The following is a 17,179-nucleotide window of genomic DNA, read 5'->3' as shown; positions in this document are numbered from 1 at the left end:
GGTTCGGACAGGTTCATTCAAACAATCGCTGCGCTGCGGGGACGCCGCAGGAGCAGGGCGTAGAGCGCCGCCGCCGCCATCAGCTTGAGCACGCAGGGCAGCACCGCATAGGCGATGCCCAGGGTCTGCAAGCCGCCGTCGCCGCGCGTGCCGGGGGTGTAGCCCAGCCAGCCCAGCAGGGGCAGCGCCAGGCCCGCGGCCAGCGCCAGGTTGAGCTTGGTGGCGAAGTTCCACCAGCCGAAGTACGCGCCTTCGTGCTGGCCGCTGTCGCCCTCGGCCGCGATCACGCCGGCCAGCAGGGCGCCGGGCAGCGCCAGGTCGGTGCCCAGCGCCACGCCCGACAGCGCGCAGACCGCGAGGAAGGGCAGCACATCGCCCACCCCCACGAACGCGGCCCACACAAACACTGCGACCGCCAGCAGCATGCCCGCCAGCCAGGTGCGCGCCAGGCCCCAGCGCGCCACGGCGCGCAGCCACAACGGGATCGACAGCGCGGCGCAGACGAAGTAGGCCGCGAGGAACAGGGGCTCCTGGGCGGGTGGAGCCTGCAGGCGGTCCTGGATGAAGAACAGCACCAGCGTGGCCGGGATGGCGCTGGCAATGCCGTTGAGCATGAACACCGCCAGCAGGCGGCGGAACGCGGGGCGCCCCCACGGCCGCCACAGGCTGGCGCGCCGCGACGGGCGATACCCGCCCGCCACGGCGCCACCCGCATGCGCCGGGGGGCGCGGCGCGCGCGTCCAGGCCCACCAGCCCAGCAGCAAGGCCATGGCAAACACGCCGAGCATGACCGGCAGCCCCAGCAGCGCGGGCAGCACCGAGGCCAGCACCACGCCCGCCAGCGCGGCGCCTTCGCGCCATGCCACGATGCGGCCGCGCTGCAGTTCGTCGCCGCCCAGGCGCGCGCCCCACGCCTGGTGCGCAATGCCCAGCTGGCTGTAGGCCGTGTAGGTGATGAGCAGCGCCACCAGGGCCCAGGCGGTCAGCCCATCGGCCCCGCGCACCAGCGGAAAGAACAGGCCGGTCAGCCCCAGTGCGAGCACCATGGCCGACACCGCGCCCGCCGCCAGCACGGCACGCACCGAGCGGCCGAACAGGTGGTCGCAGAGGCGGCCCAGCAGCGGGTCCGACACCGCATCGAACAACCGCGCCGCCAGCAGCACCGAGCCCAGCGTGGCCAGCGGCATGCCGAACTCGCGGGCATAGTGGTTGGGCAGCAGCACGTACAGCGGCAGCGCCACAAACGCCAGGGGCAGGCCCAGCAGCCCATAGGCCAGGCCGTGACGGGCGCGCAGGGGCTGGGTGGTGCGGGTCATGGCTGCCCCATGGCGCGGGTCGCGCCCAGCAGTTCCTGGCGCAGCCTGGGTTCGGAGGTCTGGGGCGAGAGCCAGATGCCGAAGAACAGGCGCGAGAACTCGGCATCGGGCACCTCGCCCACCACGCGCCCGGCCATCCTGAACACCGCCCCCACGCCCGGCTGGTGAATGCCCAGAAGGCGGTCGCCCACCTTCACGTCCGGCAACGCCGCCTGCAGCGCCTGCTGCCAGCGCGCGGCCTGCTGGGGCGTGAAGCTGCCCACGCGGCGCATTTCCTCGATGGAGCGCCTGGCGATGGCCTCCGCCGTGAAGTCGCGGTGGTAGGTCAGCTCCAGCGCCAGCGGCTGGGCGCCGTAGTTCTCGGCGTCAAAGCCCGGCTGCACCCACAGGCGTGCGCGGTAGACCTCGAAACCCAGGAACCGGAGAACGCCCTGGCCCGCCAGGCGCACGCCGGACAGCGGCGCCGCCGTGGCCTGGGCCGCCCCTGCCCCTTGCGCCACAGCCATGCTGGAATGAAAAACGGCTGCAGCGCAGATAAGACACGCGGTGGCAGCTATATTTTTCATAGCAATCTCAATCCTTGGCCAGCGTGTACTGCACCAGGTCGATGTTGCTCATCGCAAACGCCGCTTCGCAATACGCCAGGTAGAACTCCCAGATGTGCAGGAAGCGCTGGTCGAACCCCAGCTGCAGGATCTGCGTGCGCTGGGCCACGAAGCGGTCACGCCAGCGCCTGAGCGTTTCGGCATAGTCCTGGCCAAAGGCGAACTCGTCCACCACGCGCAGGCCCGCGGCCTCGGCCTCGCGGCGGAACTCGCGCGGGCACGGCAGGCAGCCGCCCGGGAAGATGTACTGCTGGATGAAGTCCGTGGAGCTGATGTAGCGCTCGAACAGGCTGTCGTCGATGACGATGCTCTGGATGCAGGCCTTGCCACCGGGCTTGAGCAGGCGGTTCACCGACTGGAAGTAGGTGGGCCAGTACTCGCGGCCCACGGCCTCGACCATCTCGATGGAGCAGATGGCGTCGTAGGGGCCATCGTGGATGTCGCGGTAGTCCTGCAGCCGCAAATCGGCCTGGTGCTCCACCCCCTGCCCCGCCATGCGCCCTTGCGCGAAGGCCAGCTGCTCGGTGGACAGGGTCACACCGGTCAGCGATGCGCCGAACTCGGTGGCCGCCATCTCGGCGAGCGCCCCCCAGCCGCAGCCGATCTCGAGCACGCGGTGCCCCGGCCGCACCCCCGCCTGGCTCAGGGCGCGGCGCACCTTGGCATGCTGGGCCTTGCGCATGTCGCCGCCCGCATCGCCTTCGAACCAGGCGGACGAGTAATTCATCGTGTCGTCCAGCCACAGCGCGTAGAACGCATTGCCCAGGTCGTAGTGCGCGTGGATGTTCTTCTGGCTGTTGGCGCGCGTGTTGCGGTTGAGCAGGTGCTTGATGCGGTACAGCAGGCGTCCGGCCCAGCTTCCATAGATCACGCCTTCCACCTGCTGGCGGTTGGCGATGAAGAGCTTGATCAGGTCGGTGAGGTGCGGCGTGGTCCAGTCCCCCGCGATGTAGCTCTCGGCGAAGCCGATGTCCCCCGACCTGAGCGCCGCGCTGCACACGTTCCAGTTCCTGAGCGTGATGGCCGCCGAGAGGCCGCCCCCCTGGCCGAAGTGCTGCAGCGTGCCGTCCGGCAGTTGCACCGTGAGGTTGCCATGCTGCAGCCCCTGCAGGAGCCGAAGGGCCGTGCGCGCGGCAGCCGGCGTGCCGGCGGGCAGGGTGGCGTGCAGGGCGGCGCCGGTGGTCGTGGTCGTGTTCATGGCGGTCTCGTCGGGCTGTGGGGTCAACGGGTCACGATGGAGGCAGGGGCCTCGGGCTTGCGGTGAAAGCGCACACGCTTGAGCCACAGCCGCAAGGCCTGCCAGTGGATGCGGGCGATGACGGCCAGCGTCATGGCCGGATAGCCCCACAGGGCCCGGCGCAGCGTCTGCCCCGTGATGGGGTGCAGGGTGCCGCTCACGCTGGTCTCGATCAGCGGTCCGGCGTCGTCGTCGTAGTCGATGCGCGCCACGGTGCGGCCCGCATCGGCGGGCCCCCCCGCCGTGCGCAGGAAGCGAAAGCGGTAGCCCCCGCCCACCTCGCAGAAGGGCGAGACATGGAACACCTTGCGCGCCCGCAGTTCCACGCCGTAGCGGGGCGCGTCCAGCAGGTAGCAGTGCCGCTCGCCAAAGGTGTTGTTCACTTCCACCACGATGGCGCGCAGGCTGGCGTCGGCGCGGTGGCAGTACCAGAAGCTCACGGGTTTGAAGGTGTAGCCCAGCACGCGCGGGTAGCAGTGCAGCCAGACTTCGCCGGTGGCGTCGGCAATGTCTTCGGCGCGCAGCAGCTCGTCCAGCCAGGCCAGCGCCCCGCCCTGCGCGGCGCTGCGGCCGTCGCCATGGTCCGTGTCGTGAAAGCTGATGGCGCCGCGCCGGTTCACGGCCAGCGGGCCCGGCGCTGCGGCGCCCATGCTGCGCAGGGGCAGCAGGAGAAAGAACGTGGGGTAGGCAAACGCATGCCGCCGGGGCCGCAGCCGCGCATGGCGCACCTGGCCAAAGCCGATCAGCGGCTGCGGGGCCTCGGGAGCGGTGCCCATGCCGATGTTCATGCGGCCTCCGCCAGGGGAGCGGGCTGGCGGGCCAGCACCTGTTCGGCCACGGCGAGCCCGGACTTCAGTCCGTCTTCGTGGAACCCGTAGCCCGTCCACGCCCCGCAAAACCAGGTGTGCCCATGGCCCTGGATCTCGGCCACCTGCCGCTGCGCGCGAATGGCGGCCAGGTCGAACACCGGGTGGGCGTAGTCGTAGCTGCCGATCACCTGGTCGGGCGCGATCTCGCGCACGGGGTTGAGCGAGACGACCACGGGCTGCGCGAAGGGCACGGGCTGCAGCTGGTTGATGAGGTAGTGCAGGCACACGCGCGCCGATTCGCGGCCGGGCTGCGCGGCGCGCTCATAGTTCCACGCGGCCCAGGCGGCGCGGCGCGCGGGCAGCACCGCGGTGTCGGTATGCAGCACCGCGCGGTTGGCCTGGTAGCGGATGGCGCCCAGCACGGCGCGTTCCTGCGGCGTGGGCCGCGCGAGCAGCGCCAGCGCCTGGTCGGAATGCGTGGCCACGACGACCTGGTCGAAATGCCCGGTGCCGCCGTCGGTCACCACCCGCACGCCGGCCGCATCGCGCTCGATGCGGCGCACGGGGGTCGACAGGCGCGTGTCCGCGATACCGGCCACGATCTTGTCCACATAGTGGCGCGCGCCCCCCGCGACCGTCCACCACTGCGGGCGGTCGCTCACCTGGAGGAGGCCATGGTTGTGGCAGAACCGGATCAGGGTGGCCACCGGAAACTGCAGCATCTGGTCGGTCGGGCAGCTCCAGATGCAGCCCAGCATGGGCAGGAAGTACCAGTCGCGGAAGGCATCGCCAAAGCGGTGCTCGCGCAGGAAGTCGCCCAGGGGCTGCATGAGCGCCGCATCGGCCCCGGCCTCGGCGATGCTGGTGCACAGGCGGTTGAACCGCAACAGGTCCGCCAGCATGCCCAGAAAGCGCGGGCTGACCAGGTTGGCGCGCTGCGCGAAGACGGTGCCCAGGTTCGTGCCGCTCCACTCCAGCGGCCGGCCGCCCCGGGCCCCGGGCACCTGCACCGAGAACGACATGTCGGACCGGCACGTCTGCACGCCCAGTTCGGTCAGCAGGCGGATCAGCTGCGGATAGGTGCGTTCGTTGAAGACGAGAAAGCCGGTGTCCACGCCCTGCGTGACCAGCCGGCCGCTGGCATCCCGCAGCGTGACATCCACGGTGTGGGTGTGGCCGCCAAAGTGGTCGCCGGCCTCATACAGGGTGATGTGCGCCTGGCCACGCAGCCGGTGCGCGGCTGCCAGTCCGGAGATGCCGGAACCGATGATGGCGATTTTCATGGCCGGCCCCCTCTGGCCGGTGCCTGGAATAAAAAGGTTGCGAAGCGTCCCGAAACGAATAAGAGAGGGAGGGAGGAGAAGCGCTCCAGGAGGTCAGTCGGAACCCGGGGGCCCGAAAGGCTTCGCAACACTAAAACTGTACGCCACGCAATCGCAGCGTGCAGGGAATAGAGTGGGGCCCTCGCGCGGAAGTTCCAGGCCCCGCGCCGGTTTTTTTTAAAGAAACGTAAAGAAAACATTGCAATCACCGTGGAGCGGCAACAGCGAGTTGCTGTTCGATGGCGCGCACCAGGCCCTTGTTGTCAGGGGCGGTGAGGCTGGAGTACTGGTCGACCAGCTTGCCGTCGCGGCCCAGCAGGTATTTGTGGAAGTTCCAGCGCGGCGCGGTGCCCGACAGCTGTGCCAGCTGGCGAAACAGCGGCGAGGCGTCCGCGCCCTTCACGCTGCTCTTGGCGAACATCGGGAATTTCACGCCGAAGGTGTTCTCGCAGAAGTCCGCGATCTGCTGGTTGCTGCCGCTCTCCTGCGAAAAGTCGTTGGACGGAAAGCCCAGCACGACGAGGCCCTTGTCCTTGTACCGGGCATACAGCTCCTCGAGCCCCTTGTACTGGCCGGTGAAGCCGCAGAAGCTGGCGGTATTGACCACCAGCACGACCTTTCCGCTGTACTGGCACAGCGACTGCGGCTTTTCGTCCTGCAGCCGTGCAAAGGTGTGCTGCAAGGTGGCCGGGCAGCTTTCCGCGTCCGCCGCCCACGCGCGAGGGGCAAGCCCGGCGGCCATCGCGAGGACAAGAAGGCCCGTGGCCGGAAAAAGGCGTCTGGAAGAGGTTTTCATAGGACTCATAGCGCAGTGGTGTGGGCAATTTAACCATTCCATCATTTTTTGTCCACATGAGTTTTTATTTGTACTCATTGGTATACGTCGATGGATGGCCACTGGATTCAGATTCCCGGCAGCGGGAAGGGGGTATTGCGTGGCGCACGGCCAGACGGGCATCGGATGCAAGCCGGATGCCGGGCATCAGCCCCGTGGGAGCGTTGAAAAACGGGCCAGGGAGTGCCCATGGCGGCCACACCGGGCGAGGGGGCGTTCACCCGCATCGGGTGCGGCCCCGCTGCGGGGCCGAAAAGATCAGCCCAGGTTGAGCAGGCGGTCGAGCGGGAGCTTGACCCGCACGTCCTTGAAGGCCACCACGCCCGTGACTTTCCAGGGCGGCATGCCGGTGTCGCGGGGAATCGGCTCGCCCGTGGGCATGCCGTCCCGGTTGGTCACAACCGCTACTTTGGGCGTGGTGGCCGTCGTACCCCGGCGGATGACGACACCCACCTCCTGGCTGGCCAACCGCACAAAGGCCCCTGGCGGATACACGCCCAGCGTCTTGACGAGCGCTGCACCGGCCTCGTCCACCTGGTGCTCCTCATCGTAGTAGCTCGCCTGCATGGCGGCCGTGACCGGCATGGGCCAGCGGGCCGCGCGGGGCGCCATGCGGGCGCCAAAGATATCGGCGCGCTGGATCAGCCGGGCCATCTGCTGGGCTTCCGTCTTCTTGGCCAGCGGGCCAGGCGTGCGGTGGTGGTGGCAGCGCACGGCCTCCAGCCATGCGGTGTCGGCCACGCCCAGCGAGCGCAGCAGCGCCTCGGACCGTGATGCGTGGTCTTCCACGGCCGCGATCTGCTGGGCAGTCAGGGGGTGGGTCTGCTGGGCCAGCTGGTCCTGCAGTTCGGTCATGGCGATGTTCATGGACAGGGCCGCATGCCCGAGCTGCTGCACCCGGCCCTCGGGCCAGCGCAGCATCTCGCGCGCGACCACCATGCACACGCAGGCCACCAGCATGGAGTGGGTGGCGCTGTACATGCGGGTTTCCTGGGCCGACAGGTAGATCAGGGCCAGCAGGGTGACATCGGGCGTCTGCTCACAGTGGCGCGAGAGTTCGTCGTGCAGCGCCTGGAAGCGCCCGCCAAAGTCCGACGGGGACGGCGCGCGCAGCAGTTGCGTGGCGCGCAGCTGCAGCTCGGGCCAGTCGGGCAGGGCCCGGCCTCCGCGCCCGCGCCCCGCCGGGTCGTCGGCCGCCGTCATCTGCATGGCGGCGATCTCGCCCAGGTTGGTGTCCGCGATCAGCATGCGCTGCAGCTGCGCCAGGTAGGCGCGGTGGCTGTCGCCGGATTCATCGGTGTCCACGCACAGCTGGCGACCCCGCGCCACCATCTTGGCCAGCTCGTCCCGGGTGCGGATGACATAGCCCTTTTGCGCCAGCAGCACGCCATCGGCCCCCCGCAGCACGAAGGGCAGCGGGTGGCCAAGCTGAATGGATTCGATGTTCAGGCTGACGAGGTTCATGGTGCTCGTTACATTATCTAACGACTGGCGCGCCACCAAACCCTGGTCAACCCGGGTGATTGCCCGGTTGTTCGGGCAACCACCACCGGGCCATCACGGTGCGGGCGGCGAGGCGGGCACCGGGGGCAGCGCCGGGGCGGCGGGCGCGTGGTGCGCACCCCGCAGCCGGCGCACCAGGCGCCCGAACCGCTGGCCCAGATCATCCACCCCGGTGAAGACGGCGGGGATGACCAGCAGGCTCAGCAGCGTGGACGTGATGAGCCCCCCGATCACCGCCACCGCCATCGGCGAGCGGAAGCTCGCGTCGGCCGCGCCGATGCCGATGGCAATGGGCAGCATGCCCGCGCCCATGGCCAGCGTGGTCATGATGATGGGGCGCGCGCGCTTGTGGCACGCGTCAATCAGCGCCTCGAAGCGCGTCATGCCGTGCTCGCGCCGCGCCAGGATGGCGTACTCGACCAGCAGGATGGAATTCTTGGTGGCGATGCCCATGAGCATGATGAGCCCGATGAGCGAGGGCATCGAGAAGCTCTTTTGCGCGATCAACAGGCCCACGAACGCGCCGCCCAGCGACAGCGGCAGCGCCGCCAGGATGGTCACCGGGTGCAGGAAGTCCTTGAACAGCAGCACCAGCACGATGTAGATGCACAGCACGCCCGTGAGCATGGCCAGGCCGAAGCTGGCGAACAGCTCGCCCATCATCTCCGCGTCGCCGATGGTGATCTGGCGCACGCCCGGCGGCAGGTTCTTGATGGAGGGCAGCGCCTCCACGGCCTTGGTCACGTCACCCAGCGGCTGGCCCGACAGCTCGATCTCGAAGTTCACGTTGCGCGCGCGGTCGTAGCGGTCCACCACGGCCGGGCCGCCGCTGAATTCGAGCGTGGCCACCTGGCCCAGCATCACCGGGCCCTTGGCGCCCGGCACCGCCAGGCGCTCCAGCAGCGACAGGTCCTTGCGGGCGTCGTCCTGCAGCTTCACGACGATGGGCACCTGCCGCGACGCGAGGTTGAGCTTGGGCAGCGACACGTCGTAGTCGCCCACGGTGGCGATGCGCAGGGTCTCGGCGATGGCGCTGCTGGTCACCCCCAGGTCGGCGGCCCGGGCGAAGTCTGGACGCACCGCGATCTCGGAGCGCACCAGGCTGGCGGTGGACGAGATGCTGCCCAGGCCCGGGATGGTGCGCAGGTCCTTCTCGACCGCCAGCGCGGCCGTGGTCAGCGCCTGCGGATCGTCGCCGGAGAGCACCAGCACGTACTTCTCGCCCGATCCGCCCAGGCCCACCTTGCTGCGCACGCCGGGCAGGGTTTCGAGGGCCGTGCGGATCTTGTTCTCGATGCCCTGCTTGCGCGGCCGCTCGCCGCGCTCGGCCAGCAGGATGGTCAGCGTGGCCTTGCGGGTCTCGGCATTGGCCCCGCCCATGAAGGGGTCCGCTCCCGCGGAGCCACCGCCGATGGTGGTGTACACGCTCTGCACGTGCTCCACCTTGGCGATGCGCTCGCGCGCATCCTCGGCCACGGCGCGGGTCTGCGCGAGCGTGGCGCCGGGCGGCAGCTCCAGGTACACCTGGGTCTGCGAGTTGTCGTCCGGCGGGATGAAGCCGGTGGGCAGCAGCGGGATCAGCGCGAGCGAGCCGATGAAGAACGCCGCCGTGGCGATGAAGGTGATCCAGCGGTGCCTGATGCACCAGGCCGCCCAGCGCAGGTACACGGTCATCCAGCGCGGGTCCTGGTGCTTGTCCACGATGGGCTTGAGGATGTAGGCCGCCATCATGGGCGTGAGCACGCGGGCCACCACCAGGCTGGCGAACACGGCCAGCGACGCGGTCCAGCCGAACTGCTTGAAGAACTTGCCCGCGATGCCGCTCATGAAGGCCGTGGGCAGGAACACCGCGATCAGCGTGAAGGTGGTGGCCACCACCGCCAAACCGATCTCGTCGGCCGCCTCCATGGCCGCCTGGTAGGGCGTCTTGCCCATGCGCAGGTGGCGCACGATGTTCTCCACCTCCACGATGGCATCGTCCACCAGGATGCCCACCACCAGCGACATCGCCAGCAGCGTGATCACGTTGATGGAAAAGCCCAGCAGGTGCATGCCGATGAACGCCGGGATCACCGACAGCGGCAGCGCCACGGCCGAGACGAACGTGGCGCGCCAGTCGCGCAGGAACAGCCACACCACCAGCACGGCCAGCAGCGCGCCTTCGTACAGCAGGTGCATGGAGCCGTCGTATTCCTCCTGCACGGGCTGCACGAAGTTGAAGGCCTCGGTGATCTCCAGGTCGGGGTGCTGCGCGCGCATCTCCTTGAGCGCGGCCTGCACGGCCCCGCCCACCTCGATCTCGCTCGCGCCCTTGCTGCGCGCCACCTCGAAGCCCACCACGGGCTTGCCGTTGAGCAGGGCCAGCGCGCGCGGCTCGGCAATCGTGTCCGACACCGTGGCGACCTGATCGAGCCGCACGTGGCGGCCGTCCGACAGCGACAGCGTGAGGCTGGAAAGCTCCTGGGCCGACTGCACCGTGGCCAGCGTGCGCACGGGCTGCTCGCTGCCGCCCAGGTCGGTGCGGCCGCCGGCGCTCTCGGTCTGCACCAGGCGCAGCTGGCGCGACACGTCGGCCGCCGAGGCGTTGAGCGCCTGCAGCTTCACCGGGTCCAGCGCCACATGCACCTCGCGCTGAACACCGCCCACGCGGTTGACCGCGCCCACGCCGCGCACGGTGAGCAGCTTCTTGGCCACGGCATCGTCCACGAACCACGACAGCGCCTCGCTGTCCATGCGGCTCGAGGCGATGGTGAAGGCCAGCACGGGCTGCGCGGCCAGGTCCATCTTGGTCACGATGGGGTCGCGCACGTCGCCGGGCAGGTCGCCGCGCACCCGCGCCACGGCCGAGCGCACATCGTCGAGCGCCTCCTGCGTGGGCTTTTCCAGCCGGAACTCGGCCGTGATGGTGGCGCCGCCGTCCTGCACCTTGGTGTAGATGTGCTTCAAGTCCTGCAGCGTGGCGATGCTGTTCTCGATCTTGCGCGCCACGTCGTTTTCCAGCTGCGCGGGCGATGCGCCCGGCAGCGCCACGGTCACGGAGATCGTGGGCAGGTCGATGTCCGGAAAGTTCTGCACCTTCATCGCGTTGAACGACAGCAGGCCGCCGAAGGTCAGCAGCACGAACAGCATCAGCGCCGGTATCGGGTTCTTGATGGACCAGGTGGATACATTCATGGAGAACGCTCCTTATTTGATAGCTACCAGCGCTTGATCAACCTGCGCTACAGGCACTTTTTGTTTGAATTCCTGCAGGGAGGAGGTGCTGCCGCTCGCCGGCGGCGCGCCGACCACACGCACCAGGTCCCCGTCATTCAGGAAGCCCGCGCCGCGCACGGCGACGGAGGCATTCGCGTCCAGGCCCGAGAGCACTTCCACCCGGTCGGCCACGCGGCGCCCCGTCTGCACCTTGCGCTGCTGCACGCGCTGCTCGGCGCCCACCACGAACACGTACGAGAACCCGTCGCGCACCACCAGCGCCTCTTGCGGCACCGTGAGCGCATCGCTCTGCCCCAGCGCGAACTCGCCGCGCGCGAACATCCCGGCGCGGAAATCGCTGTTCGCCGGCAAATCGACATACACCAGCGCATTGCGGGTTTGCGGGTCCACCGTGGGGGCCACCATGCGCACGGTGCCTTCGGCCGCCGCGCCGCTGGCCGCGGTCACGCTGACCTTGGCGCCCGGCGCGATGCGGCGCAGCTCGGTGGACGTGACTTCGGCGCGCCATTCGAGGCGCCCCTTGCGCACCATGCGGAACAGCTCCGTGCCCGCGCCCACCACCGCGCCCACCGTGGCCGTGCGGGCCGAGATCACGCCGCTGTCGGGCGCCACCACCTGGGTGTACTTCAGGCGCAGCTGCTGCGCGTTCAGCGTGGCCTTGGCGGCCTCCACCCGGGCCTGCGCCGTCTTCTCGGCGGTGGTGTACTGCTGGATCTGCTGCTGGCTCAGGGCGCCCGTGGCCTGCAGCGAGCGGGCCCGGTCGGCATTGGCGGCGGCTTCGGCCGCATTGGCCTGGGCTTCGAGCAGGCTGGCGCGCATCTGCGCCACGTCGGCCTGCACCGTTTCGGCCGAGAAGGTGGCGAGCACCTGGCCGGCCTTGACCACGTCACCCACATTCACCCGCACATCGGTCAGGCGCAGTCCATTGCTTTCGGCGCCGATGCTGGCTTCCTGCCAGGCAGCGATGTTGCCGTTGGCCGCCAGGCGCAAGGGCACCGACGTCCGCTGGGGCTGGGCCGTGCTCACCGTGAGCGCGGGGCGGGGCTGGCCCGCCTTGGGCTCGTCGGCGGCGCGCGATGCGCTGGAGAAAACCAGGGCGCCGCCGGTGGCCAGCACGCAGGCAGCAATCACGGCGAAGGCCGTCGGAGAGAACTTGAAGGAAGAGAAATTTTGCATTTGCTTTCGTCCTGAAGAATTCATATCAACTTTCCACGGCGCTACGCGCCACTCGCACGGGATGAAACTGGCGCGGCGCAGGCCAGTGCCCCCGCGCAAGGGCCGCCCCGCCGCGCCGGGGGCGTCCCCCTCTCCCGACTCGCCCAGCGAGTCGGGAGAGGGGGAATGCGCGAAGCGACTCAGGGGGGTGTTTCACTCTTTCCAGCCACCGCCCGCGGCGCGGTACAGCGAAACCCAGGCGGCCTGGCGTTCGTGCTGCAGCGCGATCAGCGCGTTCTCGGCCGCCAGGGAGGTGCGGCGCGCGTCTTCCAGCTCCACCAGGCTCGCCAGCCCGCCGCGCCAGCGCGCCTCCGTGGCATCGAACGAGGTGCGGTAGCCCGCCGCCGCCACCCGCGCACTCGCATTGCGCTCGGCCGTGCTCTGCAGCCGCACCAGCGCCTGCTCGACCTCGCTCACGGCCTGGCGCACCTTGGCGCGGTAGAGCGCGGCGGCCTCGTCGTAGCGTGCCTGCGCCGCCTCCACCTGGGCGCCACGGCGGCCGCCGTCGAACAGGGGCACGCTGAGCGCCAGCGGGCCGATGGTCCAGGTGTTCAGGTCGGTCGTCACGCCGCCGCTGCGCACCCAGGCCGTTCCCACCGAGCCGCTGAGCGACAGGCGCGGGTAGCGCTGGGCCTGCGCGCTGCCCACGTCGGCGCTGGCGGCGGCGACTTCGCGCTCGGCGTTGTACACGTCGGGGCGCTGGGCCAGCACCTGGGCGGGCAGGGCGGCGATGGCGAACAGGGTGTCGGGCGCGGCGGATGCCGGCGTGGACAGGCGCGCGCGCAGCGCGGGCTCTTCCCACCCGGTCAGCGCCACCATGGTCTTGACTTCGACATCGCATTGCATGCGCTGCTGCGATGCGCGCGCCTGGGCTTCGGCGGCGCTGGCACGCGCCAGGGCGGCGGTGGCGGGCGCCGTGAAACCGGCGCGTTCGCTGAGGTCGGACAGCCGCGAGGTCTCGCCGCGCGACTGCGCATCGCGCTCGGCCACACGCAGCTGCTCCAGGCAGGTGCGCAGGCTGCTCGTCTGCTGCGCCACCTCGGCGGCCACGCTCACGCGCGCCTCGTGCCACAGCGCCTGCGCGCCCGCCAGCCGCTCGTCGGCCGCCGTCTTGGTGGCCCGGTTGGCGCCGAAGAGGTCGATCTCCCAGCTCGCCTGCAGCCCGGCCTGCGCCGTGGTGGCGATGCCCGCGAGCTGCTCGTTGAATCCCCGGCTGGCGCTGGCTTGCGCATCGAGCGACGGCAGCAGCGCGGCGCGGCTGCTCACCTGCGTGGCACGCGCCTGCGCGATGCGGGCCTGGGCCTGCGCCACGCCAGGGCTGATGGCTTGCGCGGCATCGATCAGCTCGACGAGCAGCGGGTCGCCCAGCTGCGTCCACCACCGCGCCAGATCCCCCAGCGAGCCCTGGTGCGGCAAGGGCGCCTGCCACGCCACCGGCGGCGGCGCGGGCACCTGCGCGGGGGGCGCCGTGACGGCACAGGCGCCCAGGGCCAGCGGCAGGCAGGCGGCCCAGAAGAATCGGGTCTTGCTCAAAGTCATGCGTTGGATTCCTTGTGCGAATTCCGTGAAGTACTGCGGCGCGCGGGCCGTTGTGCGGCCTGCCGCCGGGCGATCTCGCCCTGCACCATGCTCAGGGCGTAGCCGGTCAGCCGGTCCACCCACTCATCCACAGCCCCCGACCCTGCCAGCTGCGGCGCAATGACCTGCAGCGGGTCGCGCTGGGTCCACATCTGCATGATCAGCCCGGCCAGCGAAAAGGCGAGGCGGTGCATGTCGTCGTCCACCTCCTGCACGCCCATGTGGCGGCACAGCACCTGGACCAGGGCCAGGTGGGGGGCCCGGCACTCGCGCTCGATGAGCTCGGGCCACACGTGGGTCGGGTCCAGCAGCTCGCGCACATGCAGGCGCAGCGACTGGGTCACGAGGTCATCGTGCTTGAGCGGCTCCAGAAACCCCCCGAAATAGGAGGCGAGCGCCTGCGGCAGGGTCAGTGCGGGATCGGCGAACACGGCGATGAGGTCGCTGCCGCTGCCAAAGGGTTCATAGAACGTGGCCGTGTACAGCCGGGCCTTGTCGCCAAAGTGGTAGGCGATCGCGGCGACATTGGTGCCAGCGGCCTCGGCGATGGCGCGCACCGAGGTCTGTGCGAAGCCCCGCTCGGAGAACAGCTGCAGCGCCGCGTGCAGCAGGCGCGCGCGCGTGTCCTCGCCATCACTGCGGGCGGTGCGCTGGGCTGCGGGAATGAAATGGGCGCCAAAACTCATGGCACCGGATTAAACACCAGAATTCAAACAGTTGTTTGAATTGGCGAAGGCCAGCGGAAAATTCGCCCGCCAAAAATGCAACGAAACGTCACGCCGGGACCGGCCTCAGCCGAACACCGCCCTCCACAGCGCCAGCACCGCATTCCGCTCGGCCTGCAGCGCGGGCGGAGCAACCTGGGTGGGCGCCTCGTCCAGGCGCGCCACGTGCTGCACGCGCCGCAGTTCGCGGTAGGCGTCGGCCGCCGCCATGCCCACGCCGGGCGGCAGCAGGCCCACCTGCTCGGCGCGCTGCAGCAGCGCGATGTTGCCCACGTTGCCCACCAGCTCCGGGTGGTTCGCGGATTGCGAGAGCACGAGGTACTGCACCGCGAACTCCGCATCCACCATGCCGCCCGGGCTGTGTTTCACATCGAACTGCCCGTCGCGCGTGGGGTGCGCCGCGCGCACGCGCTCGCGCATGAGCACGATCTCCTCACGCAGGGCGGCGGGGTCGCGCTCGGAGGTGATCACGGCCTCGCGCACGGCATCGAAGCGCGCCTGCAGGGCATCGCTGCCCATCACGAAGCGCGCGCGCGTCATGGCCTGGTGCTCCCAGGTCCAGGCGGTGTTGCTGCCCCGGCGCTGCTGGTAGTTGGCGTAGGCCTCGAAGCTCGTGACCAGCAGGCCCGAGCTGCCATTGGGCCGCAGTGCGGTGTCGATCTCGTACAGGTCGCCCTCGCCCGTCTTCACGGTGAGCCAGTTGATGAGCTTGCGCACGAAAGCGGCGTAGACCTCGGGCGCGCGCTCATCGTCGTCGTCGAACACGAAGACGATGTCCAGGTCGCTGCCGTAGCCCAGCTCCTTGCCGCCCAGCTTGCCGTAGCCAATGATGGCGAACTGCGGGCTGTCGCGGTGGCGCGTCTTGAGGCGGCTCCAGCACCATTGGGCCGTGATGCGCAGCACGCTGTCGGCCAGGGCGGACAGGTCATCCGCCACCTGCTCGACGGTGATGCGCCGCTCCACGTCGCGCGCGAGGGTGCGGAAGGTTTCCGCGTGCTGGGCGCGGCGCAGCAGGTTCAGCAGGGTTTCGTCATCGTCCTCGCCCGTGGACTGCAGCGACGCGAGCCGCACGGCCAGCTCCCGCTCGAAGTCCGCCACCACGAAGCGCTCGGCCAGCAGCGAATCCCCCACCAGTTCATCGATCACGCCTGGGTGCTGCAGCAGGTAGCGGGCGGGCCATTTGGCCGCGCCCAGCAGGTGCAGCAGTTGTTCGTGCACGGAGGGGCGCTCCAGCAGCAGCGCCAGATAGCTCTCGCGGCGCAGCAGTGGCTCCAGCCAGTTGGCCAGGCGCAGCGCGGCCTCTTCGGTGACGCGGCCCTCCTTGAGCCACTGCGCGGTGCGCTGCACCAGCCGGAACAGGCGGGCGCGGGCTTCGTCGCGCAGGCCCGCCACGCGCGGGTGGCTGCGCCACTCGGCCACGCGCTCGCGGAATCCGGGCGGCAGCTGTTCCAGCAGGGTGTCGAATTCGGGAGGCGGGGGCGCCGAGGCGCGGGGGCCGCCGCAGCCGCCCCCATTGCACTGCTTCTTGCCCGCGCCACCCAGCAAGGTGTCGAACTCCTGGGCCACGAGTTCGCGGTGCGCGTCCAGCTCGTGCAGGAAGGCGCAGCAGTCAGGGTAGCCCAGGGTGTAGGCGATCCAGGCGAGGTCGTCGTCGCGCGTGGGCAGCACGTGGGTCTGCTGGTCGTCCAGGTACTGGATGCGGTGCTCCACCCGGCGCAAGAAGACATAGGCGCGCGCCAGGGCATCGGCGGTTTCCTGCGGCATGAGGCCCGCCTGGGCCAGGCGCGTGAGCGCATCGAGCGTGGGCCGGCGGCGCAGCTCGGGGAACTGGCCGCCGCGCACCACCTGCAGCAGCTGCACCGTGAACTCGATCTCGCGAATACCGCCGCGCGAGAGCTTGACGTCGTTGGCGCGCTCGGGGTGGCCCGCGCTGCGCTTGGCCGCATGGTCTCGGATCTGGCGGTGCAGGGAACGCAGCGCATCGAACACGCTGTAGTCCAGGTAGCGGCGGAACACAAAGGGCAGCACCACGCCCCGCAGCGCCTGCACTTCGGGGCTGCCAATGCAGTCGTGCGGCGCCACCACCCGGCTCTTGAGCCAGGCAAAACGCTCCCATTCGCGGCCATGCAGCTGCAGGTACTCCTCCAGCGCCGACAACGAGACCGACGGCGGGCCGGAGTTGCCATTGGGGCGCAGCGCCAGGTCCACGCGGAACACAAAGCCGTGCTCGGTGGTATCCCCCACCAGGCTGTAGATGGCCTTGACCGCCCGCGCGAAGTATTCGTGGTTGGAGATGCGCCCCCGGCCGTCGGCCGTGCCCGCGGTCTCGCCATCGTGTTCGTACACGTAGATCAGGTCGATGTCGCTGGAGACATTGAGCTCGCGCGCACCCAGCTTGCCCATGCCGATGATCCACAGCTGCACGGGCTGGCCGTCCGGTCCGCGTGGCGCGCCGTGGCGCTCGTCCAGCTCCTGCCGCGCCTGGCGGCTGGCACGGTCCAGCGCCAGCTCGGCCAGCTCGGTGACGGCGCGGGTGATGTCGGCGAGCGGCGCCTGCGCGTCGCAGTCCAGCTGGATGAGCCGCTCCATGACAAGCTGGCGCAGCACGCGCAGGGCCGTGCCCGTGTCGCAGCCGCGCGAGCGCAGCGCATCGTAGGCCGTCTCCATGGTGGCCAGGACCGGCGCCCCTGCGGGCAGCAGGGACAGATCGTCCGCATAGCGGCGGTGCAGGCGCTGGTAGAAGCGCGAATGCGCGGCCAGCGGGCCCTCGGGACGGGGCTGGTGGCAGCGGGGATCAGCGGGAGACGCGGGCATGGCA

The 17,179-nt window shown here is 70.0% G+C and carries 12 protein-coding genes; all 12 read right to left on the bottom strand.

The window, feature by feature from the left end; translation table 11 throughout:
• Nucleotides 1-17: 17 nt before the first annotated feature.
• On the bottom strand, nucleotides 18-1,316 hold the full coding sequence (locus AC1RCS_RS14265) for an MFS transporter (RefSeq protein ID WP_492245176.1): 1,299 nt from the start codon (nucleotides 1,314-1,316) through the stop codon (nucleotides 18-20).
• Complete coding sequence (locus AC1RCS_RS14260) at nucleotides 1,313-1,822, bottom strand: chalcone isomerase family protein (protein ID WP_492245175.1); 510 nt, start codon at nucleotides 1,820-1,822, stop codon at nucleotides 1,313-1,315. The genes AC1RCS_RS14265 and AC1RCS_RS14260 overlap by 4 nt, the downstream gene beginning before the upstream one ends.
• A gap of 67 nt (nucleotides 1,823-1,889) precedes the next feature.
• Entirely contained in the window at nucleotides 1,890-3,119 is a 1,230-nt protein-coding gene (locus tag AC1RCS_RS14255; protein WP_218339435.1) for an SAM-dependent methyltransferase, read from the bottom strand.
• A 23-nt stretch (nucleotides 3,120-3,142) separates the two neighbouring features.
• The gene (locus AC1RCS_RS14250; protein WP_492245272.1) at nucleotides 3,143-3,934 is read right to left on the bottom strand and encodes a DUF1365 domain-containing protein; all 792 of its coding nucleotides are present in this window, start codon (nucleotides 3,932-3,934) and stop codon (nucleotides 3,143-3,145) included.
• 8 nt (nucleotides 3,935-3,942) lie between these two features.
• Entirely contained in the window at nucleotides 3,943-5,250 is a 1,308-nt protein-coding gene (locus AC1RCS_RS14245; protein ID WP_492245174.1) for an NAD(P)/FAD-dependent oxidoreductase, read from the bottom strand.
• Between the two features lie 244 nt (nucleotides 5,251-5,494).
• On the bottom strand, nucleotides 5,495-6,085 hold the full coding sequence (locus AC1RCS_RS14240; protein ID WP_492245173.1) for a glutathione peroxidase: 591 nt from the start codon (nucleotides 6,083-6,085) through the stop codon (nucleotides 5,495-5,497).
• A gap of 297 nt (nucleotides 6,086-6,382) precedes the next feature.
• Nucleotides 6,383-7,588: an HD-GYP domain-containing protein gene (locus tag AC1RCS_RS14235; RefSeq protein ID WP_218297139.1), complete on the bottom strand. Its 1,206-nt coding sequence runs from the start codon at nucleotides 7,586-7,588 to the stop codon at nucleotides 6,383-6,385.
• Nucleotides 7,589-7,681: 93 nt separating this feature from the next.
• A complete protein-coding gene (locus AC1RCS_RS14230) occupies nucleotides 7,682-10,801 on the bottom strand; it encodes an efflux RND transporter permease subunit (RefSeq protein ID WP_492245172.1) in 3,120 nt (1,039 codons plus the stop codon).
• A 12-nt stretch (nucleotides 10,802-10,813) separates the two neighbouring features.
• On the bottom strand, nucleotides 10,814-12,019 hold the full coding sequence (locus AC1RCS_RS14225) for an efflux RND transporter periplasmic adaptor subunit (protein WP_492245171.1): 1,206 nt from the start codon (nucleotides 12,017-12,019) through the stop codon (nucleotides 10,814-10,816).
• 192 nt (nucleotides 12,020-12,211) lie between these two features.
• Complete coding sequence (locus AC1RCS_RS14220; protein ID WP_492245170.1) at nucleotides 12,212-13,597, bottom strand: efflux transporter outer membrane subunit; 1,386 nt, start codon at nucleotides 13,595-13,597, stop codon at nucleotides 12,212-12,214.
• The gene (locus tag AC1RCS_RS14215; protein ID WP_218339431.1) at nucleotides 13,594-14,322 is read right to left on the bottom strand and encodes a TetR/AcrR family transcriptional regulator; all 729 of its coding nucleotides are present in this window, start codon (nucleotides 14,320-14,322) and stop codon (nucleotides 13,594-13,596) included. The genes AC1RCS_RS14220 and AC1RCS_RS14215 overlap by 4 nt, the downstream gene beginning before the upstream one ends.
• A gap of 105 nt (nucleotides 14,323-14,427) precedes the next feature.
• Nucleotides 14,428-17,175: a bifunctional [glutamate--ammonia ligase]-adenylyl-L-tyrosine phosphorylase/[glutamate--ammonia-ligase] adenylyltransferase gene (gene glnE, locus AC1RCS_RS14210; RefSeq protein WP_492245271.1), complete on the bottom strand. Its 2,748-nt coding sequence runs from the start codon at nucleotides 17,173-17,175 to the stop codon at nucleotides 14,428-14,430.
• Nucleotides 17,176-17,179: the final 4 nt, after the last annotated feature.

It is taken from the genome of Acidovorax sp. GW823-FHT01C06 (assembly GCF_058798375.1).
This window is presented reverse-complemented; position numbering and strand designations above follow the sequence as displayed.

Bases quoted from the DNA above. Each gene is read 5' to 3' on its own strand.
- AC1RCS_RS14265 (WP_492245176.1), bottom strand. From the start codon at position 1,316: ATGACCCGCACCACCCAGCCCCTGCGCGCCCGTCACGGCCTGGCCTAT.
- AC1RCS_RS14260 (WP_492245175.1), bottom strand. From the start codon at position 1,822: ATGGCTGTGGCGCAAGGGGCAGGGGCGGCCCAGGCCACGGCGGCGCCG.
- AC1RCS_RS14255 (WP_218339435.1), bottom strand. From the start codon at position 3,119: ATGAACACGACCACGACCACCGGCGCCGCCCTGCACGCCACCCTGCCC.
- AC1RCS_RS14250 (WP_492245272.1), bottom strand. From the start codon at position 3,934: ATGGGCACCGCTCCCGAGGCCCCGCAGCCGCTGATCGGCTTTGGCCAG.
- AC1RCS_RS14245 (WP_492245174.1), bottom strand. From the start codon at position 5,250: ATGAAAATCGCCATCATCGGTTCCGGCATCTCCGGACTGGCAGCCGCG.
- AC1RCS_RS14240 (WP_492245173.1), bottom strand. From the start codon at position 6,085: ATGAAAACCTCTTCCAGACGCCTTTTTCCGGCCACGGGCCTTCTTGTC.
- AC1RCS_RS14235 (WP_218297139.1), bottom strand. From the start codon at position 7,588: ATGAACCTCGTCAGCCTGAACATCGAATCCATTCAGCTTGGCCACCCG.
- AC1RCS_RS14230 (WP_492245172.1), bottom strand. From the start codon at position 10,801: ATGAATGTATCCACCTGGTCCATCAAGAACCCGATACCGGCGCTGATG.
- AC1RCS_RS14225 (WP_492245171.1), bottom strand. From the start codon at position 12,019: ATGCAAAATTTCTCTTCCTTCAAGTTCTCTCCGACGGCCTTCGCCGTG.
- AC1RCS_RS14220 (WP_492245170.1), bottom strand. From the start codon at position 13,597: ATGACTTTGAGCAAGACCCGATTCTTCTGGGCCGCCTGCCTGCCGCTG.
- AC1RCS_RS14215 (WP_218339431.1), bottom strand. From the start codon at position 14,322: ATGAGTTTTGGCGCCCATTTCATTCCCGCAGCCCAGCGCACCGCCCGC.
- glnE (WP_492245271.1), bottom strand. From the start codon at position 17,175: ATGCCCGCGTCTCCCGCTGATCCCCGCTGCCACCAGCCCCGTCCCGAG.